At 69.6% G+C, this 21,007-nt stretch carries 26 protein-coding genes; 21 read left to right on the top strand and 5 right to left on the bottom strand.

The features are described 5' to 3' along the window. Positions 1 to 184, bottom strand: a 184-nt coding sequence (locus tag RS86_RS16265; RefSeq protein ID WP_045273278.1) for a hypothetical protein, incomplete at its 3' end; no start/stop codon positions are given. A gap of 289 nt (positions 185 to 473) precedes the next feature. Between RS86_RS16265 and RS86_RS16260 the strand changes: the two genes are divergently transcribed. From RS86_RS16260 to RS86_RS16220, 10 genes are all read left to right on the top strand, one after another. Continuing rightward, positions 474 to 1,475 (top strand): TerC/Alx family metal homeostasis membrane protein, encoded by a 1,002-nt coding sequence (locus RS86_RS16260; protein ID WP_045273277.1) that lies wholly within the window; start codon positions 474 to 476, stop codon positions 1,473 to 1,475. A 184-nt stretch (positions 1,476 to 1,659) separates the two neighbouring features. Then, entirely contained in the window at positions 1,660 to 3,099 is a 1,440-nt protein-coding gene (leuC, locus tag RS86_RS16255; protein ID WP_045273276.1) for a 3-isopropylmalate dehydratase large subunit, read from the top strand. 2 nt (positions 3,100 to 3,101) lie between these two features. Then, positions 3,102 to 3,734 (top strand): 3-isopropylmalate dehydratase small subunit, encoded by a 633-nt coding sequence (leuD, locus tag RS86_RS16250; RefSeq protein WP_045273275.1) that lies wholly within the window; start codon positions 3,102 to 3,104, stop codon positions 3,732 to 3,734. Between the two features lie 75 nt (positions 3,735 to 3,809). Then, positions 3,810 to 5,168, top strand: a complete 1,359-nt coding sequence (murA, locus tag RS86_RS16245; protein WP_045273274.1) for a UDP-N-acetylglucosamine 1-carboxyvinyltransferase — start codon at positions 3,810 to 3,812, stop codon at positions 5,166 to 5,168. Position 5,169: 1 nt separating this feature from the next. Then, positions 5,170 to 5,922, top strand: a complete 753-nt coding sequence (locus tag RS86_RS16240; protein ID WP_045273273.1) for a lysophospholipid acyltransferase family protein — start codon at positions 5,170 to 5,172, stop codon at positions 5,920 to 5,922. Further along, entirely contained in the window at positions 5,912 to 7,060 is a 1,149-nt protein-coding gene (locus RS86_RS16235) for an NAD(P)H-dependent glycerol-3-phosphate dehydrogenase (RefSeq protein ID WP_045273272.1), read from the top strand. The genes RS86_RS16240 and RS86_RS16235 overlap by 11 nt, the downstream gene beginning before the upstream one ends. After that, complete coding sequence (locus RS86_RS16230; RefSeq protein ID WP_045273271.1) at positions 6,966 to 8,048, top strand: D-alanine--D-alanine ligase family protein; 1,083 nt, start codon at positions 6,966 to 6,968, stop codon at positions 8,046 to 8,048. Before RS86_RS16235 ends, RS86_RS16230 begins: the two co-directional genes overlap by 95 nt. Before the next feature lie 67 nt (positions 8,049 to 8,115). After that, on the top strand, positions 8,116 to 8,226 hold the full coding sequence (locus RS86_RS20190; RefSeq protein WP_082076832.1) for a LysR family transcriptional regulator: 111 nt from the start codon (positions 8,116 to 8,118) through the stop codon (positions 8,224 to 8,226). Positions 8,227 to 8,277: 51 nt separating this feature from the next. Beyond that, positions 8,278 to 9,039 carry a LysR substrate-binding domain-containing protein gene (locus tag RS86_RS16225; protein WP_045273270.1) on the top strand — a complete coding sequence of 254 codons (762 nt, stop codon included), beginning with the start codon at positions 8,278 to 8,280 and terminating at the stop codon, positions 9,037 to 9,039. Positions 9,040 to 9,194: 155 nt separating this feature from the next. After that, complete coding sequence (locus RS86_RS16220) at positions 9,195 to 9,779, top strand: hypothetical protein (protein WP_045273269.1); 585 nt, start codon at positions 9,195 to 9,197, stop codon at positions 9,777 to 9,779. 29 nt (positions 9,780 to 9,808) lie between these two features. Here the strand turns inward: RS86_RS16220 and RS86_RS16215 are convergent, their stop codons facing one another. After that, a complete protein-coding gene (locus RS86_RS16215) occupies positions 9,809 to 10,345 on the bottom strand; it encodes a hypothetical protein (RefSeq protein ID WP_045273268.1) in 537 nt (178 codons plus the stop codon). A gap of 23 nt (positions 10,346 to 10,368) precedes the next feature. Here RS86_RS16215 and thiL point away from each other — a divergent pair, with 23 nt between their 5' ends. Next, positions 10,369 to 11,403 carry a thiamine-phosphate kinase gene (thiL, locus tag RS86_RS16210; RefSeq protein WP_045273267.1) on the top strand — a complete coding sequence of 345 codons (1,035 nt, stop codon included), beginning with the start codon at positions 10,369 to 10,371 and terminating at the stop codon, positions 11,401 to 11,403. Positions 11,404 to 11,406: 3 nt separating this feature from the next. Here the strand turns inward: thiL and rsmD are convergent, their stop codons facing one another. Then, positions 11,407 to 11,982, bottom strand: coding sequence for a 16S rRNA (guanine(966)-N(2))-methyltransferase RsmD (rsmD, locus tag RS86_RS16205; protein ID WP_045273266.1), 576 nt, complete (start codon positions 11,980 to 11,982; stop codon positions 11,407 to 11,409). A 117-nt stretch (positions 11,983 to 12,099) separates the two neighbouring features. On the opposite strand from rsmD, the gene RS86_RS16200 reads away from it, so the two are divergent. The 8 genes from RS86_RS16200 to RS86_RS16165 all read left to right on the top strand — a co-directional run bounded on the left by RS86_RS16200 (position 12,100) and on the right by RS86_RS16165 (position 18,541). Next, positions 12,100 to 12,900 carry an alpha/beta fold hydrolase gene (locus tag RS86_RS16200; RefSeq protein ID WP_419177708.1) on the top strand — a complete coding sequence of 267 codons (801 nt, stop codon included), beginning with the start codon at positions 12,100 to 12,102 and terminating at the stop codon, positions 12,898 to 12,900. An 87-nt stretch (positions 12,901 to 12,987) separates the two neighbouring features. Further along, positions 12,988 to 15,165: an ATP-dependent DNA helicase RecG gene (locus RS86_RS16195; protein ID WP_045273264.1), complete on the top strand. Its 2,178-nt coding sequence runs from the start codon at positions 12,988 to 12,990 to the stop codon at positions 15,163 to 15,165. Between the two features lie 58 nt (positions 15,166 to 15,223). Then, the gene (gene coaD, locus RS86_RS16190) at positions 15,224 to 15,721 is read left to right on the top strand and encodes a pantetheine-phosphate adenylyltransferase (RefSeq protein ID WP_045273263.1); all 498 of its coding nucleotides are present in this window, start codon (positions 15,224 to 15,226) and stop codon (positions 15,719 to 15,721) included. 106 nt (positions 15,722 to 15,827) lie between these two features. Beyond that, the gene (locus RS86_RS16185; RefSeq protein WP_045273339.1) at positions 15,828 to 16,295 is read left to right on the top strand and encodes a YceD family protein; all 468 of its coding nucleotides are present in this window, start codon (positions 15,828 to 15,830) and stop codon (positions 16,293 to 16,295) included. A 32-nt stretch (positions 16,296 to 16,327) separates the two neighbouring features. Further along, positions 16,328 to 16,537 (top strand): 50S ribosomal protein L32, encoded by a 210-nt coding sequence (rpmF, locus tag RS86_RS16180; RefSeq protein ID WP_013586329.1) that lies wholly within the window; start codon positions 16,328 to 16,330, stop codon positions 16,535 to 16,537. A 14-nt stretch (positions 16,538 to 16,551) separates the two neighbouring features. Continuing rightward, on the top strand, positions 16,552 to 17,244 hold the full coding sequence (gene rnc, locus RS86_RS16175; protein WP_045273262.1) for a ribonuclease III: 693 nt from the start codon (positions 16,552 to 16,554) through the stop codon (positions 17,242 to 17,244). Next, positions 17,237 to 18,151 carry a bifunctional DNA-formamidopyrimidine glycosylase/DNA-(apurinic or apyrimidinic site) lyase gene (gene mutM, locus RS86_RS16170; RefSeq protein WP_045273261.1) on the top strand — a complete coding sequence of 305 codons (915 nt, stop codon included), beginning with the start codon at positions 17,237 to 17,239 and terminating at the stop codon, positions 18,149 to 18,151. The genes rnc and mutM overlap by 8 nt, the downstream gene beginning before the upstream one ends. Before the next feature lie 30 nt (positions 18,152 to 18,181). Then, positions 18,182 to 18,541, top strand: a complete 360-nt coding sequence (locus RS86_RS16165) for a hypothetical protein (RefSeq protein WP_045273260.1) — start codon at positions 18,182 to 18,184, stop codon at positions 18,539 to 18,541. 20 nt (positions 18,542 to 18,561) lie between these two features. Here RS86_RS16165 and RS86_RS16160 read toward each other — a convergent pair whose 3' ends face one another. Beyond that, the gene (locus RS86_RS16160) at positions 18,562 to 18,948 is read right to left on the bottom strand and encodes a hypothetical protein (RefSeq protein WP_045273259.1); all 387 of its coding nucleotides are present in this window, start codon (positions 18,946 to 18,948) and stop codon (positions 18,562 to 18,564) included. 102 nt (positions 18,949 to 19,050) lie between these two features. On the opposite strand from RS86_RS16160, the gene RS86_RS16155 reads away from it, so the two are divergent. After that, positions 19,051 to 19,710: an HD domain-containing protein gene (locus RS86_RS16155; RefSeq protein ID WP_052680322.1), complete on the top strand. Its 660-nt coding sequence runs from the start codon at positions 19,051 to 19,053 to the stop codon at positions 19,708 to 19,710. Positions 19,711 to 19,755: 45 nt separating this feature from the next. Here the strand turns inward: RS86_RS16155 and RS86_RS16150 are convergent, their stop codons facing one another. Beyond that, a complete protein-coding gene (locus tag RS86_RS16150) occupies positions 19,756 to 20,217 on the bottom strand; it encodes a hypothetical protein (protein WP_045273258.1) in 462 nt (153 codons plus the stop codon). A 131-nt stretch (positions 20,218 to 20,348) separates the two neighbouring features. Here RS86_RS16150 and RS86_RS16145 point away from each other — a divergent pair, with 131 nt between their 5' ends. Next, positions 20,349 to 20,987: an HAD-IA family hydrolase gene (locus RS86_RS16145; protein ID WP_235281800.1), complete on the top strand. Its 639-nt coding sequence runs from the start codon at positions 20,349 to 20,351 to the stop codon at positions 20,985 to 20,987. The last annotated feature ends 20 nt before the right edge of the window (positions 20,988 to 21,007 follow it).

The raw sequence follows: 21,007 nt of genomic DNA, 5'->3' as shown, positions 1-21,007 counted from the left end.
CGGCGCAGATCACCTGCACCTGCTCCACCAGCCGGCCGACCTCACCGGCCTCGCGAAGCACCGCCACCGCCTCCGCATCCGCGAGTCCCTCGACCACGCCTTGCACGTCCGACGCGCCCGCACCCGCACTGATCCGCCCGGCCAGGGTCGGGATCAGCGCCGCGATCGCATCCAACGTCTTCATACCCCCATCCTCCCCGCCACCACCGACATTCGAACCCCAGATCAAACCAGATTTCCAAACGGTGCAGAACTCTGTCTGACGCCGGTCTGTGGAGGACGATCAGCGCGCCCCTCCGTGCCGATCGAAGCTTCCGCCCTCGCTCGTGCCGTAGAATGAACTCCGCGAAGGGGAGTATTCCGACTTCACGCGATCGTCATCACGAGGCCCGTTGCAGGGTCTCCGGGCGCGTGACCGCCATTCGGCGGGGAAGAGACTTTCGGCCGTTGACCGACCTCTTCGAAAGGCCCCTGTGGACGTTCCCGTCTGGTTCGAAATCGTCTCGCTCGCCGTTCTGCTGCTCATCCTGATCGGCGACCTGCTGATCGTGCGGTGGCGCCCCCACATCCCCTCCACCAAGGAGTCGACCCTCTGGGTCGTGTTCTACGTCGCCCTGGCGCTCGGTTTCGCGGGACTCCTGCTCGCGGTCGCGGGCGGACAGCATGCGGGGGAGTTCCTCACCGGCTGGGCGCTGGAGTACAGCCTCTCGATCGACAACCTCTTCGTGTTCGTGCTGATCATGGCCCAGTTCTCGGTGCCGCGGAAGCTGCAGCAGGAGGTGCTGATGGTCGGCATCATCATCGCCCTGGTGCTGCGCGGCGTGTTCATCCTGCTCGGCGTCACGATCATCGAGAACTTCGCGCCGGTGTTCTACCTGTTCGGCGCCTTCCTCATCTGGACCGCGATCCGCCAGGCGATGCCGGAGAAGGAGCAGGAGGACGAGACCGCCGCGAAGGAGGGTTTCGCCGTGCGCCTGGTGCGCCGGCTCGTGCCCGTCAGCGACGAGTTCGACGGGCCCAAGCTGCGCACGGTCGTGGACGGCAAGCGGATCTGGACGCCCATGATCATCGTGTTCGTCACGATCGGCGTCACGGACCTGATGTTCGCGATCGACTCGATCCCCGCCATCTTCAGCATCACGCAGAACAGCTTCCTCGTGTTCACCGCGAACATCTTCGCGCTGATGGGGCTCCGCCAGCTCTACTTCCTGCTCGGGGATCTGCTCGACCGCCTGCGCTACCTGCACTACGGCATCGCGATCATCCTTGCCTTCATCGGCGTCAAGCTCGTGCTGCACGCGATGCACGAGAACAGCGTGCCCTTCATCAACGGCGGCAAGCCCATCGAGTGGGCGCCGGACGTGCCGATCTGGCTGTCGCTCACCGTGATCGTCGTCGCGATGCTCGGCGCCACGGGCGCGAGCCTGATCGCCTCGGGGCGCGAGAAGCGTCGCGAGCGCGCTCTCGCGGAGTGACCTCCGAAGGTCCAGGGTGGGTGGGAAACACCCACCCTGGACCGAGGTAAGCTCATGCGCATGCAGGCGGTGCACCTTCTCCTTAGCAGCCGCGGCGAGACCTCGATCTAGGCCTCTCTCGCCGCGGAGTCGCGCCCTGCTCTTCAGGGGACCCGGCCGCACCACTACCCAGGAGAAGCAACGCATGAACGACGCATCCCCCCGACCCCGGACGCTGGCAGAGAAGGTCTGGGACGACCACCTCGTGGTGAAGGGCGAGAACGGCGAGCCCGACCTCATCTACATCGACCTGCACCTCGTGCACGAGGTCACGAGCCCCCAGGCCTTCGACGGCCTGCGCGCGGAGGGACGCCCGCTGCGCCGCCTCGACCTCACGATCGCGACCGAGGACCACAACACCCCGACGCTGGCGATCGACAAGCCGATCGCCGACCTCACCAGCCGTACGCAGATCGAGACGCTGCGTCGCAACGCCGAGGAGTTCGGCGTGCGCCTGCACTCCCTGGGCGACGCGGAACAGGGCATCGTGCATGTGGTCGGACCGCAGCTGGGGCTCACCATGCCCGGCATCACGGTGGTCTGCGGCGACTCGCACACCTCGACGCACGGCGCGTTCGGCGCGATGGCGTTCGGCATCGGCACGAGCGAGGTCGAGCACGTCATGGCCACGCAGACGCTGCCGCTGAAGCCGTTCAAGACGATGGCGATCACGGTCGACGGCACGCTGCGGCCCGGTGTCACGGCGAAGGACATCATCCTCGCCGTGATCGCCAAGATCGGCACCGGCGGCGGTCAGGGATACGTGCTGGAGTTCCGCGGCAGCGCGATCCGCGCGCTCTCGATGGAGGGCCGCATGACGATCTGCAACATGTCGATCGAGGCCGGCGCCCGTGCAGGCATGGTCGCCCCGGACGAGACCACCTTCGCGTACGTGCAGGGCAAGCCGCACGCGCCGCAGGGCCAGGACTGGGACGACGCCGTCGCGTACTGGCGCACGCTGCCCACCGATGAGGGCGCGACGTACGACGCGGAGGTCCTCATCGACGCCGATGCGCTGGAGCCGTTCGTCACCTGGGGGACGAACCCGGGTCAGGGCGTCTCGCTGTCCGCCTCCGTGCCGAACCCCGCCGAGATCGCGGATGCGAACGAGCGCAGCGCCGCCGAGCGCGCGCTCGAGTACATGGATCTGGCTCCCGGCACCCCGCTGAAGGACGTGAAGGTCGACGCCGTCTTCATGGGCTCGTGCACGAACAGCCGGATCGAGGATCTGCGCGCCTTCGCCTCTGTCATCAAGGGCAAGAAGAAGGCCGACGGCGTGCGCGTCATGGTGGTCCCCGGATCCGCCCGCGTGCGCCTGGAGGCCGAGGCCGAGGGCCTGGACAAGGTCTTCACGGACTTCGGCGCCGAGTGGCGGTTCGCCGGATGCTCGATGTGCCTGGGGATGAACCCCGACCAGCTCGCCCCCGGCGAGCGGTGCGCGTCGACGAGCAACCGCAACTTCGAGGGCCGGCAGGGCAAGGGAGGCCGCACGCACCTCGTGTCGCCCCTCGTCGCCGCGGCGACGGCCGTGCGCGGCACGCTGTCCAGCCCGAGCGACCTCGTCGAGAACGGGCAGGAGGCCTGAGCATGGAGAAGTTCACCACCCACACCGGCGTCGCAGCCCCGCTGAAGCGCTCCAACGTCGACACCGACCAGATCATCCCGGCGGTGTTCCTGAAGCGGGTCACGAAGACCGGTTTCGAGGACGCGCTCTTCCACGCCTGGCGCCAGGATCCCGAGTTCGTGCTCAACCAGGAGCCGTTCCGGAACGCGTCCGTACTCGTGGCCGGGCCCGACTTCGGCACTGGATCCAGCCGGGAACACGCCGTGTGGGCCCTGCGCGATTACGGGTTCAAGGTCGTGCTGAGCCCTCGTTTCGCCGATATCTTCCGCGGCAATTCCGGTAAGCAGGGCCTGCTCGCCGCGACCGTCGAGGAAGCCGACATCGAGCGGATCTGGGCGCTGATCGACGAGGATCCCGGCCGAGAGATCACGGTCGACCTCGCGGCGCGCACCGCCACGATCGGCCCTTCGGCGGGTTCGGGACAGGCGACAGGCGAGCCCGTCTTCCAGACCACCATCGGGATCGACGATTACACTAGATGGCGGCTCCTCGAAGGGCTCGATGACATCGGGCTCACGCTGCGCAACGAAGACAAGATCGCGCAGTTCGAGGCCCGCCGCGAGTCGTGGCGGCCACGAACGCTTCCTATTCGGTGAATCGGACGCGGCCGTGAGCCTGGGGCATCCGCCCGACGGCTCCGGCCGCGCCCGTTCCACAAGAAGAGGCCCTGAATGACGACACCGCTGCACGAGACCACGCTCGCTTCGAAGCCTTCGGGCGATGTCCTGGCAATCCGCGGCGGACGTCCACTTCACGGCCGAGTGGACGTGAAGGGCGCGAAGAACCTGGCGACCAAGGCCATGGTCGCCACCCTCCTCGGCGAGACGGCGAGCACGCTGCGCGACGTCCCCGACCTGAGCGATGTCGCCGTGGTGCGCTCCCTGCTCGAAGTGCACGGCGTGCGGGTCACCGAGGGCGACGAGCCCGGTGCGCTCATCTTCGACCCGAGCGATGTCGAGTCGGCGCACTTCGAGGAGATCGACGCCCACGCCGGCGCCTCGCGCATCCCGATCCTGTTCTGCGGACCGCTGCTGCACCGCCTCGGCCAGGCCTTCATCCCCGATCTCGGCGGCTGCCGCATCGGCGACCGTCCCATCGACTTCCACCTCGACGCGCTGCGCAAGTTCGGCGCGGTCGTCGAGAAGCTGCCCAGCGGCATCCGCCTCTCGGCCCCGAACGGGCTGAAGGGCGCGAGCATCCACCTGCCGTACCCGAGCGTGGGCGCGACGGAGCAGGTGCTGCTCACGGCGGTGCGCGCGCAGGGGCAGACCGAGCTGCGGAACGCAGCGATCGAGCCCGAGATCATGGATCTCATCGCGGTGCTGCAGAAGATGGGCGCGATCATCTCCTACGAGCCGAACAGGGTCATCCTCATCGAGGGCGTCGAGACGCTGCGCGGCTACGACCACCGGTCGATCTTCGACCGCAACGAGGCGGCCTCCTGGGCATGCGCGGCCCTCGCCACTGACGGCGAGATCTTCGTCGGCGGGGCGAAGCAGCAGGAGATGCTGACCTTCCTCAACGTCTTCCGCAAGGCGGGCGGCTGGTTCGACGTGCGCGAGGACGGGATCCTGTTCCGCCGCGACGGCGCGCTGAAGCCGGTCATCGTCGAGACCGACGTGCACCCCGGCTTCATGACCGACTGGCAGCAGCCGCTCGTGGTCGCGCTGACGCAGGCCCGCGGCCGCTCCGTCGTGCACGAGACGGTGTACGAGAACCGGATGGGCTTCACCGCCGCGCTCGTGAAGATGGGCGCCGACATCGTCGTGCACCCGCACGGTCTGCAGGACGGTCCGCGTCGCGTCGCGCGTCGCGATCTCGAGCAGGCCGCGGTCATCACCGGCCCGACCCCGCTGCACGGCGCCGACATCGTGGTGCCCGACCTGCGCGGCGGCTACAGCCACGTCATCGCCGCTCTCACGGCGACCGGCGAGTCGAAGGTCTCCGGGGTCGACATCCTCAGCCGCGGCTACGAGAAGTTCCTCGACAAGCTGACCGCGCTGGGTGCCGATTTCGATGTGATCGGCTGAGATGCGCGCGACCGCCGAGAAGACCCGCCCGAGCCTGTTCTGGTTCCTGGCGGTCTTCGTGGTCCCGTTCGTCTCGTTCCTCGCGAAGATCCGCATCCGCGGCGAGGAGAAGCTGCCCCGCTCCGGCTCTTTCGTGATGGCGCCGAACCACTACTCGGAGTTCGACCCGCTCATCGTCGCCGTCGCCGTCTGGCGGCTCGGTCGTGCGCCTCGCTTCATGGCGAAGGAGAGCCTGTTCCGCGTGCCCGTGCTGGGCTGGGCGCTGCGCGGCACGGGGATGATCCCCGTGGCGCGGGCGACCTCGGTCGCGGCGGCGAAGCAGACCATCTCCCAGTCCAAGGAACTCGTCGAGCACGGCAGGGGCGTGATCGTCTACCCCGAGGGCACGCTCACGCGCGACCCCGAGCTGTGGCCCATGCGCGGCAAGTCGGGCGCCGTCCGTCTCGCTCTCGCGGGACGTATCCCGCTGATCCCGATGGCGCAGTGGGGCACGCAGAACATCATGGGCCGCTACCAGAAGGGTCTCAGCCTCTGGCCGCCGCGGAAGAAGATCGACGTCGTGATCGGGGATCCGGTCGACATCTCCGACCTGTACGACCGCGCGGGCGAGAACGCCGCGCTCCTGGAGGCCACGGACCGGCTGATGACCGCGATCACGGCCCTCCTGGAGGAGCTGCGCGGCGAGAAGGCCCCCGCCAAGCGGTGGAACCCGGCCGAACACGGCCAGAGGGAGACGGGTCGTCTTGACTCCTAGGAACGCACCGCGCACCGCGTCGATCCCGCTCGGGCCGCGCGTCACGGTGATCGGTGCCGGCAGCTGGGGGACCACCTTCGGCAAGATCCTCGCCGACGGCGGGGCCCAGGTGACGATGTGGGCGCGCCGGCAGGAGCTCGCCCATGAGATCGACGAGGCGAAGCGCAACTCCCAGTACCTCTCCGGGATCAACCTGCCGCGCTCGATGTCGGCCACGCACCACCTGGCCGAGGCGGTCCAGGGCGCCGAGCAGGTGTACCTGTCGGTTCCGAGCCAGACGCTGCGCGAGAACCTCAAGGCGCTGCGTCCGCTGCTGCGGGACTCGGACATCCCGGTGGTCAGCCTCATGAAGGGCGTCGAGAAGCGCACCGGACTGCGGATGAGTCAGGTGATCGAGCAGGAGCTGCGCTGCGATCCCGACCGCATCGCCGTGGCGAGCGGGCCGAACCTGGCTCTCGAGATCGCCCGCGAGCAGCCCACCGCCGCGGTCATCGCCTCGAACAGCCAGGAGACGGCCGACATCGTCGCGCGCACCGCGCGCAACCACTACTTCCGCAGCTTCGTGAACACCGATGTGATCGGCACGGAGTTCGGCGGGGTGCTGAAGAACCTCATCGCCGTCGCGATCGGCATCGTGGACGGCGTCGGCTACGGCGAGAACACCAAGGCGTCGATCATCACCCGGGGGCTGGTCGAGATGACCGACTTCGCGGTGGCGAACGGCGCGCAGCCGGGCACCCTGCAGGGTCTCGCCGGCCTCGGCGATCTGATCGCGACGTGCCAGTCGCCGCTCAGCCGCAACAACACGGCCGGGCGCCTGCTCGGCCAGGGATACAGCTTCCAGGACGTGGTCAAGCAGATGCAGCAGACGGCCGAGGGACTCGCGTCCGTCGCGCCGATCCTGCAGCTGGCCCGCGCCGCCGGCGTGGAGATGCCGATCGTCGAGCAGGTGAAGATGGTGCTGGACGGCGCCATGGATCCGCGCGACATCGCCCCCCATCTGACCACCGACGACGACACCCCCCAGGGGGAAGGGACGGGCAATGGACAAGCAGACGGTGGTGGTGCTCTTCGGAGGGCGCTCCAGCGAGCACTCGATCAGCTCCGCAACGGCGGGCGGGGTGCTGCGCGCCCTTGACCGGGAGCGCTACGACGTCATCCCTGTCGGGATCACCCGCGAGGGCGCGTTCGTCCTGGAGGACGACGAGCCCGAGAAGTTCCCGCTCGACGCCGCGCACCTGCCCGAGGTGGCCGACAACGGCACCCGTATCCAGTGGCCCGAGCCCGGCGGGATCCGCACCCTGCGCGTGACGCGCGCCGACGGCTCCGTCGAAGACCTCGGCGCGATCGACGTGGTGCTGCCGCTGCTGCACGGGCCGCACGGCGAGGACGGCACGCTGCAGGGCTACTTCGACACGCTCGAGGTGCCGTACGCCGGCGGCGGGGTGCTGGATTCCGCGCTGTGCATGGACAAGCACTTCATGAAGGTCGCGCTGCAGGCCGCAGGCATCGCCGTCGCTCCCTGGATCACCGTGCGGGCGCGGCAGTGGGCGCAGGATCCGGCCGGGGTGCGCGCCGCGGCGGAGAAGCTCGGGTCGCCGCTGTTCGTCAAGCCGGCCCGTGCGGGCTCCAGCGTCGGCGTCTCCAAGGTGACCGATCCCGCCGAGTTCGACGAGGCGATGCGCATCGCCCTCGCCGAGGACGACAAGGTGCTCGTGGAGACCGGCGTCGTCGGTCGCGAGATCGAGGTCGCGATCCTCGAGGGCGCCGAAGGGCCGCGCGCGTCGGTGCCCGGCGAGATCGTGCTGACCTCTCGGGGCTTCTACGACTTCGAGGGCAAGTACCTCGGCGGAGACGGCGTGGACGTGGTCTGCCCGGCGGAGCTCGCCGTCGCCGAGATCGCCGCGATCCAGCAGGCCGGCGTCGAGGCGTTCGAGGCGGTCGACGGACGAGGGCTCGCGCGGGTCGACATGTTCCTCACCGCGGACGGGACGCTCGTCGTGAACGAGCTGAACACCATGCCCGGCTTCACGCCGATCTCGATGTTCCCGAAGTGCTGGATCGCATCGGGACTCAGCTATCGCGACCTCATCACGGAACTGATCGAGGCGGGTCTGCGCCGCTAGTCCCGACGTCTTGCGCGTCGGCTCCGGAGGAGGCATCCTGGCGCTCTGAGCGCGAGGGGAGGGCACGGTGGACCTCATCGGGTTGGCCTCGTTCCTCGCCGTCGTCCGTCATCGGCATTTCGGCCACGCCGCTGCCGAGCTCGGCGTGTCGATCTCCGCGGTCACGAAGCGCGTATAGCGTCTGGAGGCGGAACTCGGAGTCCCGCTCCTCGAGCGGGACTCCGGAGGCGTGATCGCGATCACCGCCGCGGGACGCCGGTTCCTCCAGTTCGCGCCGCGGGTGCTGGAAGCCGCTCAGGCCGCTCAGCTCGCGGCGGTCGCGGAGCCGGCCGAGCGACTGCGGGTCGCCTTTCCCGCGGGCGTGGATGCCGTCGCGCCGCTCATGCCGGCCGCACTCGCAACGCTCGAACTCGCTCTCTCGCACGCCTATCCCGGCGTGGGCGTCATCCTGGTGCCGACCGTGTTCGAGCGATTGAATGCCGATCTGCGGGCGGGTGCGGTGGACGCGGTGCTCACCTTCGGCGTGTCGGACTCTGAGGACGTGGTCTCGACGCGGCTCGGTGAACTGAAGCGGGTCGGCCTCATCCCCACAGGGCACCCGTACACCTACCGGCGCAGCGTGCCGGTGGCGGAGTTCGCGCGGCAGCCGCTGCTGTACGCGCCGGACCTGCCGGCGAGCTACATGGATCCATTCGTCCTCGCCGACGTCCGCCCGCTCGGGGAGGCGTCGCTGGTGCGCATGCCGGCATCGCGAACCTCCGATGTGGCAGGGCAGCTGCTCACGGGGCCGGGGATCACGGTGATCCCGGCAGCTCTGGCCGCGGCGCTCCCGCCGGCCTTGAAACGGGTCGAACTCGACGGGGTGCCGTCGTGCTGGTACTACATGCACGATCGCGCGTCCGACTCCCGGCCGGAACTCCTCGCCATGGTCACGCTTTTCGCGGACTTCACGGAGACGATCACCCGCGCGGCGCGCGCATCGCGACGCTGATCGGGCCGCGGCCTCCGGAACCGCGCCCGCCGGCCGCGGAGCCTGTTTCCGCGGAGGCAATGCGCCCGCATCGGAGCGTGCGCCCTGATAGAACATCACTGTGGTCCCGCTGCATCAGAGTATGCGGCGGCATCCCGCCGGCGAAGGGAGCAGTCATGGACGCGACCACGAGAGGACAGGCGATGCCGATCGTCGTCGGTGCCGTCGGAGGGCTGGCGTGGGCCGCCTCGATGCGCGGCATGATGGCGCAGCTCGCGGGATTCGATTCGACGTTCCATTGGCTCGGCACGTTCGGCTTCATCCTCATCCCCGGAACCGCCATGGGCGCGCTTTTCGGCTGGGCGTTCGCACGGCGGATCGCGGGCAGACCGCGCGGGGCCGCCTGGCTCGCGCTCGCGCCCTTCGCGATGCTCGCCGACCCGGCGACCCTCCCGCTGCTCGCCGCCTTCATCGGCGCCGGATTCCTGTTCTCACGGCGAAGCAGGCGCTGGGTGCGACTGCTCGCGGGGATCCCCTCGCTGATCATGCTGATCGGGGTGCCGATCGGGGTGGCGTTCATCGCCGACATCACGACGCCGCACGGCGCGTGGCTGACGATTCTGATCGGCGCTCTCCTCTGGGTGCCCGCCCTCGCCGAGATCGTGCTGCAGAGTGCGCGGGACGACGAGGCCGCGCCGACGGCGGCACGGGTCTCCGTGAGGGAGGAGCCGGCCGCCGGGCCTCAGCCCGAGGCCGTTTGAGCCGGTCTCGGTCCGTAGAAGCGGAGGGTTCAGCTGCCGGTGGCGGGCGATGCGGACGGGGCGGGCGTCGCGTCCGACCCGGGCCGCTCGGTGCAGGCGTGCGTGGCGGGGATCGTCGCGATCGCCGCGGCGAGGCTCTTGTTGCCGATCACGTCGTTCGCGCTGACGCCCTTGTTCGGCTCGTCGGGCTTGCTGTTGACGTAGAGCTGCACGGCGGGCTTGCGGCCGTACGTCGTGAGCGTCAGGTAGGGGCTCTTGGTGTCATCCACGAGCCAGTCGATGCCCTGCAGGGAGATGCACTGGAGGGTGCTCGTCGGTTCCGCCTCCGGCAAGCCGCAGGTGAGCAGCACCACGGCCGGATCGCCCCAGGCCGCCGTCGCCTGCGCGTCGGTCCAGCGCCGATCGTGCCCGTCGATCGCGGGCACGTTCGAGAGCCGCACGGACACGTCGGCGCAGCGCGGGTCGTTCGCGTCGTCCGCGGCGTTCAGATGCACGGTCGAGCTGCACCCGGCCAGCAGCCCCGCTGCGAGCACGAGGACGGTGGCGACGGCGAGACGGCGGGGCATCCCTCCAGGCTACCGTTGAGAGCATGGTGGACCTTTCAGCTCCGGGATCCGACGCGACCGTGGAGGATTCGGGATCCGACGATCCGATGATCGGCGAGGTGAGCGAGGGCCGGGTGCTGCGCACGATCCTCGCGCGCACGCCCGCGGGGCGCGATGCGCTGCTCGGCCCTGGCGACGACGCCGCCGTGGTCGCGGCGCCGTCCGGATCCGTCGTCGCGACCACCGACACGCTCGTGGAGGGCCCCGACTTCCGCGCGGCGTGGTCGAGCGGTTACGACCTGGGCTGGAAGTCGGCGGCGGTGAACCTCGCCGACATCGCAGCGATGGGCGCGCGTCCCACGGCACTGCTGGTCGCGCTCGCCGTGCCGAAGGATCGCCGGCTCTCCTTCATCGCCGCGCTGGCCGACGGCTTCCGCGACGCCTGCGCCGCCCTCGCGCCCGGCTGCGCCGTCGTCGGCGGCGACCTGACCGTGTCGGCGACCCTGATGATCGCCGTCACCGCGCTCGGCGACCTCGAGGGCCGCCCCGCCGTCACCCGTTCCGGCGCTCAGGTGGGAGACGACATCGCGATCGCGGGGGAGATGGGGGTCGCGGGTCACGGGCTCTCGGTGCTGTTCCGGCGCTTCCACCGCGACGGCGTGGCGGTGCCCGTCGACCCCGCGGCGCTGGACGAGGGGGAGGCCGACGCGATCGCCGCGCAGTTGCGCCCGATGCCGCCGATCGGACTCGGCCCGATGGCCGCGATCGCCGGAGCCACCGCGATGATGGACGTCTCCGACGGACTGGCGCTGGATGCCGGCCGCATGGCGGAGGCCTCGGGGGTCACGATCTCCCTGGAGCGTGCCGCTCTCGGCGCCCACCCGCATCGTGCTCTGGCCGGCGGTGAGGACCACGCCCTGCTCGCCGCGTTCCCCGCGGGGATGCTGCCGCCGGGTTTCCGGCGGATCGGATCCGTGATCGCGGCGGCGGCGGACACCCCGGTGCTGTGCGACGGCGAGCCGGTCGGTCCGCTCGGCTGGGATCCCTACCGGGACGCCGGAGCCGACGCCCGACGCTGACGATCAGGGAGCCGTCGGCTCCGCCCACCACAGCGCGGTGTCGCCGTAGACCTTCTCCCGGAGGAGGTTGAGGCCCGCGGCGGCGAGATCCGGGGGTGTGGAGCGCTTCCCACGCTCGATCACGACGACGGCGTCGGGGGAGAGCAGCGGAGCGAGGGCCACCAGATCGGCCGTCATGTCGGCGTCGGACAGATCGTAGGGCGGGTCCGTGAAGACCAGGTCGAACGGACCAGCGGCACGGAGGAGGTAGCCGTGCACGGACGACTCCTGCACGCTCGTCCTCCCGGCCGCGTCACCGCCCAGCGCCTTCGCGACCGTGGCGGCATTGCGTCGGACGACCGCAGCGGCGGCGCGTCCTTTCTCGACGAGCACGGTGCTGCGCGCGCCACGGCTGAGCGCCTCCAGCCCGAGGGCTCCGGATCCGGCGTACAGGTCGAGCACGCGCGCGTCGGCGATCGCGTCCATCGAGGACAGCGCGCCGAACAGCGATTCGCGCACCCGATCACTCGTGGGCCGGGTTCCCTGCCCCGGCACGTCCAGGCGGGTGCCGCCGGCCGTTCCGGCGATGATTCTCGTCACCCGTTCACCCTATTCGCCCCGCGGACGCCCGACCCGCGCCGGACGCCGGCGCGACGCACGGCGTCATGCCCGCGGCGGGACAGCCCGCGGAGGGCGGAGCGGGGCCAAGATGGAGGAGTGGCAGAACCTCTTGCAGAACTGATCAGCATGCCCCGCCCGCAGATCATCGAGGCGGGTGAGGGCGTGGGGCTCGCGACCTACACCTGGGGCGATCCGGACGCACCCGTCGTGCTGCTCGTGCACGGCTTCGCCTCCAGCACGCGAGACAACTGGGTGCTCACCGGCTGGGCACGTACCCTGGAGCGCGCCGGATACCGGGTGCTCGGCATCGACCAGCGCGGTCACGGCGCGAGCGAGAAGCCGCGCCAGCCCGAGGACTACACGATGCGCACCCTCGCTGGCGACATCGAGCAGGTGCTCGACACCTACCTCGTCGACGAAGCCCTCTACGTCGGCTACTCCCTCGGCGCCCGCGTGGGCTGGGAGGTGCTGCGCGACCTCGGCGACCGCGTTCCGCGCGCCGTGCTGGGCGGGATCCCCGACGGGCGCCCGCTGGAGCGGCTCGACGTCGCAGAGGTGCGCGCGTACCTGGCCGAGGGGGCGCCGGTCACCGACCCCGCCACGCGCGACTACATCGCTCTCACCGAACGCGTGCCGGGGAACGATCTCGATGTGATGCTCGCCCTCGCGCTCGGCATGCGCGGGGAGGCGCGCACGATCGATCCGGATCCGGCGACCGCGCCGGCGCAGCCGATCCTCTTCGCGACCGGATCCGAGGACCCCATCATCGCCGGGTCGCGCCGCCTCGCGGACGCCTCGCCGCACGGATCGTTCTTCGAGATCCCGGGCCGGCATCACTTCAACGCGCCGGGGTCGAAGCCGTTCCGCGACGCCGCACTGGAGTTCCTCGGTCGCTGAGCCCTCATGCCGGGCGGGTCGCCGTCGCGCTGTGCCGCTGTGCACACGCGGCGCGCGCTGTCCGGTGCCCGTTCTAGACTTCTGAGCATGCCGCTCCGCCTCGATTCGCCGCTCGCCGTCGCGGTCGGCGACGGGAATGCGAAGGCGCTGCAGAAGGCCTTCGGCATGAGCACGGTCTGGGATCTGCTCTCGCACTACCCGCGCCGTTACGCCAACCGCGGCGAACTCACGCCGATCCTCGACCTCCCGAAGGGCGAGACGGTCACGATCGTGGCCGAGGTGATGTCGGTGACCGTGCGCGACATGAAGAATCGTCGTGGCGCGATGATGACCGTCGACATCGGCGACGGCGTCGGCCGCATGGTGCTGACGTTCTTCGCCAAGTACCGCGGCCAGCTCGAATGGCGGGAGAAGGAGCTGCGGATCGGCCGACGCGGTGTGTTCACCGGCAAGGTCGGCGACTATCGCGGCGTCACCCAGTTCGCGCACCCCCAGTACGAGATGTTCGACGACGAGCTGCGTGCGCGCACCCAGGCCGACGTGCTCGTGACAACGCCGCTGCCCATCTACCCGGCCACGGCGGCCCTCACCACGTGGCAGATCGAGAAGATGGTCGGCACGGTCCTGGACGATCTCGGCCTCGTGCCGGAGCCGATTCCCGACGAGGTGCGCCGCGAGGAGGGACTGCTCGACGCCCGCGTCGCGCTCGAGCGGATCCACCGGCCGAGCAACAAGGACGAGATCGCACCGGCGATCCGCACGCTGCGCATGCACGAGGCGCTCACGCTGCAGAGCGCCCTCATGCAGCAGCGCTACCTCGTGCGCATGCTCGACGCCACCGCTCGACCGGCGAAACCCGGCGGGCTGCTGGAGCGCTTCGACGCCGCGCTGCCGTTCGAGCTCACCCCCGATCAGGAGACGGTGGGCGAGACGATCGCCGCGGATCTCATCGGCGGTGCGCCCATGAACCGGCTCGTGCAGGGTGAGGTCGGATCCGGCAAGACGCTGGTCGCCCTGCGCGCCATGCTGCAGGTCGCCGAGTCGGGCGGTCAGGCGGCGCTCATCGCGCCGACCGAGGTGCTCGCCGGGCAGCATCTGCGCTCGATCACGAAGATGCTCGGGCCGAAGCTCGCCCCGCTCGTGATGCCCACGCTGCTCACGGGGCAGATGTCGGCCCCCGAGCGGCGCAAGGCCGCCCTGAGGGTCGCGGCAGGGCAGGCCCTCATCGTGGTGGGAACCCACGCGCTGCTGGGGGAGAAGACCACCTTCGCCGACCTCGGTCTCGTGGTCGTCGACGAGCAGCACCGGTTCGGTGTGGAGCAGCGCGAGGCCCTGCGCGCCAAGGGCACGAGTCCGCATGCGCTCGTGCTCACGGCGACTCCGATTCCGCGTACGGTCGCGATGACCGTGTTCGGCGACCTCGACACCTCGGTGATCCGCACCATGCCCCGCGGGCGCGCGGGCATCGAGACCTTCGTCGCCCCACTCTCCGACCATCCCGGCTGGTTCGCCCGGGTATGGGAACGCGCCGCGGAGGAGATCGAGAAGGGCCGTCAGGTGTTCGCCGTGTGCGCGGCGATCGATACCGACGACGGCGCCGAGGAGGCGGATCAGGAGCATTTCGCGGACGAGGAGGAGGAGAGCCGCGGACCCCGCTGGGGCGTGGTGCAGCTGCTGGCCGCGCTCTCGACGCATCCGAAGCTGAGCGCCGTGCGGATCGCCGGTCTGCACGGACGCATGGGCGCGGACGAGAAGGATGCGATCATGCAGTCCTTCGCCCGCGGGGAGATCGACCTCCTCGTCGCGACGACCGTGATCGAGGTCGGCGTCGACGTGCCGAACGCCTCGACCATGATCGTGCTGGAGGCCGACCGTTTCGGCGTCTCCCAGCTGCACCAGCTGCGCGGGCGCATCGGCCGCGGCGGCGTGCCTGGTCTGTGCCTGCTGGTCACCGAGGCCGAGCAGGGGACCCCTGCCCGCGACCGCGTCGACGCCGTGGCGGCCACTCTCGACGGCTTCGTGCTCGCCGAGGTCGATCTCGACCTGCGCGGAGAGGGCGACGTGCTCGGAGCGCGCCAGTCCGGGGCGAAATCCTCGCTCAAGCTGCTGCGGGTCATCAAGGACTCGGATCTGATCGCGCAGGCCCGTGCGATCGCCGAGGAGATCATCGAGGCGGATCCTGCGCTGCAGCAGCACGAAGGGCTGCGCGAGGCGATGGCGCAGCGGCTCAGCATCGACGATCGTGCGGCGCTCGCCAAGAACTGAGCGCGCCCGGCCGCTGCCGCTCGGCCGACGCAGAGATCCGCGCCGCTAGGGTGGAGGCATGAGCGCTCGGATCGCCGTCGTCCCCGGTTCCTTCGACCCGCCGACCCTCGGCCATCTGGATGTCATCCGGCGCGCCGCGGCCCTCTACGACGAGCTGCACGTGCTGGTGGTGCACAACCCCGACAAGCAGGCGATGTTGCCGGTCGCGCAGCGCCTCACGCTGCTCGAGGAGTCGATCGCCGAGGCAGGGGTCGTGGGAACCGTCATCGTCGGATCCTGGAGCATGGGTCTTCTGGTCGACTACGCCAGGGACGTGAACGCCGGAGTGCTCGTCAAAGGCATCCGCTCGCAGGTCGATGTGGCGTACGAGTCGCCGATGGCGATCGTCAACCGTCACCTCGCCGACATCGAGACGGTGTTCCTGCTGCCGGATCCCGCGCACGCGCTCGTCTCCAGTTCGCTCGTGCGCCAGGTCGCGGCACTGGGCGGCGATGTCTCCCCGTTCGTGCCGCCGGCGGTCGCCCGCTTCCTCGACACCGGCTCGCGCGGGATCTGAGGACCGGCCTCCGTCCAGGTCAGCCCGGTAGACTGTCCCGGTGAAGACGCGACGCAATGGACCGTTCGTGCTGCCCGTGCGCGACATCGTTCGCCGACCGGGGGAGATGCGCGAGCACCGCATCACGATCCCTCTCAAGGAGCAGTGGGGCGAAGGCCTCGTCTCCGTCGAGAAGGGCGAGGAGATCGATCTCTACGCCCGGTTGGAGTCGGTGCACGAGGGCATCCTCGTCACCGGCGAGGTCGATTCGACGTACCGCGGAGAGTGCGGGCGATGCCTGAATCCGATCGAAGAGCCTGTCGAAGTCGAGTTTCAGGAGCTTTTCGCGTACCCTGGAGAGGAAGCGAACGACTTCGAGGTTCAAGACGACCACGTGGATCTTGAAACTCTGGTCAGGGACGCGGTGGTTTTGGCGCTCCCGTTTCAGCCGGTGTGTCAGCCGGATTGCCCTGGACTCGACCCCGAGACCGGTGAGCGGCTGACCAGAAGCGCCGGGAAAGAGCAGGACGCTCCCGTCGATCCTCGATGGGCCGCCCTCCAGCAGATCACAGACCACGGAAACGCAGCGGAATAGCTGCGCGCCCAGAACACAGAAGGTAAGCAACCATGGCCGGTAACCCCCCGAAGCGCAAGGTCTCCCGTTCGAACACCCGCTCGCGTCGCGCGCAGTGGAAGGCGGAGGCTCCTGCCCTCGTCAAGACCATCGAGAACGGCAAGGTCGTCTACAGCCGCCCCCACCAGGCGAAGGTCGTCACCGACTCGCAGGGCACCGAGCTGTTCCTCGAGTACAAGGGCCGCAAGGTCGCCGACGTCTGATCGATCCGTCGATCATGGCAGAAGTCCCCGTAGGGACGCGCCCTCTTTCTGAGCAGCTCGGGGTCGATATCGACCCCGAGCTGCTTCAGCTTGCGCTGACGCATCGTTCGTACGCGTACGAGAACGGCGCCATCCCGCACAACGAGCGTCTCGAGTTCCTCGGCGACTCCGTGCTCGGCCAGGCCGTGACGGTCATGCTCTACACGACGCTGCCCGACCTCGACGAAGGGGCACTGGCGAAGCGGCGCGCGAGCGTGGTCTCGACGGTCGCCCTGGCGGAGGTCGCCCGCGGCATCGGCCTCGGCGCGCACATCCTGCTTGGAAACGGCGAGGAGCGAACCGGTGGTCGCGACAAGGACTCGATCCTTGCCGACACCATGGAGGCCGTGTTCGGCGCCACCTATCTGTCGGCGGGACCCGAGGCGGCGACCGCGCTCGTGCTGCGGCTCATCGAGCCGCTCCTCGGCGACCCCGAGCGCTACGGGGCGGCGATGGATCCGAAGACCGCGCTGCAGGAGCTGTCCGCGCGGCTCGGGCTCAGCGCGCCCGGCTACGAGGTGGTCTCCACGGGGCCCGATCACGACCGGCGCTTCACCGCGACCGTGACCGCGGGCGAACTCGCGACCACGGGTACCGGCACGAGCAAGAAGACGGCGGAGATGGCTGCGGCGCTGGCCGCCTGGCACGCGCTCAGCGACCGTGCCTGAACTCCCCGAGGTCGAGGTCGTCCGTTCCGGTCTCGCCCCGGCGATGACCGGGGCGCGCATCGTCTCGGTAGCGGTGCACGACGAGCGAGCGCTCACGAGGCACGCCGCGGGTGCCGCCGACTTCGTCGCGCGGCTCGAGGGTTCCGAGGTCGCGACCGTTGCACGTCGCGGCAAGTTCCTCTGGATGCCTCTCGCCACAGCGGCGGCCGACGGCTGTTCCGCGATCGTCGGGCATCTGGGCATGTCCGGGCAGCTGCTGCTGCGCAGCCCCGATGCTGCGGCAGAGCGGCACGAGCGGATCCGCCTGTTCGTCGAGCACCCGCAGCACGGCGAACTCGCCGTGGTCTTCGCCGATCAGCGCACGTTCGGCTCCCTCGCAGTGGACGCCCTCGTACCGACCGCCGATGCGCGCGCCGCGGGGTGGGGGAGCACCGAGCCGCTGATCCCCTCGCAGGTCTCGCACATCGCGCGGGATCCGATGGACGAGGCGTTCCAGGACGGGTCGTTCCGCAGCGCGCTGCGCACACGATCGAGTGCCATCAAGCGCGTGCTGCTGGATCAGAGCCTGATCAGCGGCGTCGGCAACATCTACGCCGACGAGTCTCTCTGGGCGGCCCGGATCCACCCCGAGACTCCGGCGTCCGCGTTGTCGACGATCGCCGTGAACCGCCTGCTGGCCGAAGTGCGGGCCGTGCTGGAGAAAGCGCTGGCCGAGGGCGGCACGAGCTTCGACGCGCAGTACGTCAACGTCAACGGCGAGGCCGGCTACTTCGCGCACTCCCTGAACGCCTACGGACGCACGGGGCAGCCCTGCCCGCGCTGCGGCGGACCGATCCGCCGCGACGCGTTCATGAACCGGTCGAGCCACCTCTGCCCGAGGTGCCAGCGGATCTCGCGGAGGTCATGAGTGCGGAAGACCAGGCCCCTGCCATCGAGGGTGCTGCGCGTCTACGTCTGTCTGCTGCCGCTCGCCGCACTGGCAACGTTCTACCTTCTTGTGGCTGATCGCTTCACGGCAGCCTCGGTACGCGATCTCGGCCACGCCCGCTTCGGTCTGCCCTTCGCCTGGGTCCAGCAGGATCTCTCGCGCTACGAGCCGACGTCCTTCCCGGTGACGATGAGCTTTCAGTGGCAGCGCGCCTGGCACGACCCGATCGTGACGAGCTACGACGCCGTGGCCGGCATCGCTGATGTCCTTCTGGTCGGCGCGGTGCTGACCGCAGGCGGATACCTGGCGCTGCCTGTGTTGAGGGCGCTCAGGCGGCCCGGATCCGGTTCCTCTAGCGTCGAGGCATAAACGCCAGCGGCGGACCCGGGTCAGTCCGCGAGCGAGACTTCTTCCACAGTGTTGTCGCGCAGCGACGCGATCGCGTAGACACCGTCGTCGAACCCGTACGCGAGGGAGAGCCCGAGCGACTGCGCTCGAGTGCGCCAGACGGCGCTGAGGGAGACGAGCCGGCACTCGCCGAAGACGGCGGCATCCACAGTGGGAGGGAGACGGCGGGCCACGGCGGCGTGGAGATCTACGGGGCGCTCGTCCTGCACGAAACCGAAGGCGGATCGCGCGTTCTGCAAGGCGAGCTCTTGTTCGGGGGAAGACACGGGGCTCTCGAACAGCACACCGGATGAGTAGGCGATGCCCGAAATGGTGATTCGGCAGCCGAAGAAGCTGGTGGACAGCGGCTCAAATGCAAGTGTCGACATCGCCCATGAGCTTAGCCGCGCAGCGGGACGGATCGTCGTGGCCGTGCGCGATCGCTCCCGTCTACTCTGGGGGAGGAAAAGCTGAGTGGAGGCACGCGGAGGATGACGCACGCGAATGGCCCGCACTCGGTGCCGCCTCTGGGGCATCAAGCGGACGATCAGACGGGTGACGCGTTGCGCCGCATCGCCCGACACGCGACCGAGCCGTCGAAGGAGCTGCTCCGGGAGAGACTCATCCGGTGCGTTCCGGAACTGGCGGCGCTGGGTTCCGTGCCGCAGGACCCTCGGTGGCATCCCGAAGGCGATGTGCTGACCCATTCGCTTCTCGCCGTGGACGCTGCGGCGGAACAGTGGGACGCCGCGCCCCGCCCGATCGACCGCCGGGAGATCGTCGTCCTGGCCGCACTGTTCCACGACGTCGGGAAACCCGCGACCACCCGGTCGGACGGTGACTCGGTGACATCGCACGGCCACGCAGAACTCGGGGGAGAGATCGTCCTCCGGATCGGGAGTCGTCTGGGGTGGCCGGACCGAGAGACCGCGGCCATCGCGGCGCTGGTCCGTCACCACATGGCGCATGTATCGGTTCAGGGCGATCCCACGCGCAAGGCCGTTGGCCGGCTCCGCAGGCGACTCACCGATGCCGGGACGTCGCTCGCGGAGTGGTCCCTCGTGGTCGCTGCGGATGGTGCGGCACGCGGATCGGCCTCGACCGGATCCCGCGCCGAACCGTGGTTGCGTGTCGCGTCCTCCATGGAATAGCCGGCTTGCTGCCCAGAATCGACCGGTCGGCGAACCGCGCTCCGCTCAGTGCTCACCCTTGATCACGAAGTAGGAGCCGCGGATCTCGCCAGCAAGCTTCGACCGCTGGCGTGCGAACTTGAAGGCCGACAGCTCCTCCGGGATCTCCATGCCGAGCGACAGCTTGAAGCCGACCGCGCGTTTGCCCTCGTCCGCGAGCGTGTACATCACGTTGATCGCGAGGCCCGAGGCGTAGAACACGTAGCCGAATCGGATCCCGTCCGCCTCGAAGCCGTTCACCTCGAGCGCGGGACTCGCGATCACGATGCCGCGCTCCTCGCGGAGGATGTCCGTCACCCATCGCAGAGTCGCCGGGTCCTCGTCCGGGGTGCTCACGGCGAACGGGGATCCGTACTTGTTGGTGATGTACCGTGCCTCGTTCGCGCGCAGCCCCGCCAGCGCCTCGGCGATGGGCGAGGAATCGAGACCCGCGGTCGAGACGGTGACGAAGTCGACGATGCTGCTCATGCGATGCTCCTCGGTGACGCTGTCGGGACGGATCCATTCTGTGACACATCCGGTGCTTCTGCATCCGAGGGCGAGACGAGCGGGGAGCACTGCCCATCGGCGCCCCGCCGCGCGTCGCCTAACCTCGAGGCATGACGAGGAACAAGCCCTGGATCCTGTTCGACATCGGCGGCGTGCTCGAGATCGTCGACGACGGCCCGTGGCAGGAGGAGCTCAAGAACCGCTGGGCGGCCCGCGCCGCCATGACCCGCGCCGAGTACGACCTGGTGATCGCGGCGGCGGATCTTCCGCGCATCGATCTCGTGCAGGGCCGTGCCGAGGAGTACTGGGACGGATTCGCGCAGGCGCTCGGGTTCACCGCTGAGCAACGGGACGAGGCGCTGACCGAGATGTGGGACTCGTACTGCGGCGACGCGAACACGCCGCTGATCGACTACGCCCGCACGCTGCTCGGTCGCGCCGGCGTCGCGATCCTGTCGAACTCGGCCGACGGCGCCCGCGAAGAGGAGGAGCGCCGCTACGGCTTCTCCTCGGTCTTCGACCCGATCTGCTACAGCCATGAGATCGGCGCGAACAAGCCGGATCCCGAGGCGTACACCGCTGCCCTGGTGGCGATGGGTGCAGAACCAGCGGACGTGTTCTTCATCGACGACCGCCGACAGCAGATCGACGGCGCTGCGCACCTGGGCATCCGCGGAATCGTGCACCGGGACAACGCGACGACGATCGCGGCCGTCGAGGACTTCCTGACGGCCGCGATCGGCTCCTGACCCCTGCGGAGGAGAGGCGT

This window comes from Microbacterium azadirachtae (assembly GCF_000956505.1).
Classification (GTDB): Bacteria; Actinomycetota; Actinomycetes; order Actinomycetales; family Microbacteriaceae; genus Microbacterium; species Microbacterium azadirachtae_A.
The sequence above is the reverse complement of the archived record's forward strand: the minus strand, read 5'-3'. Positions and strand labels throughout refer to the sequence as shown.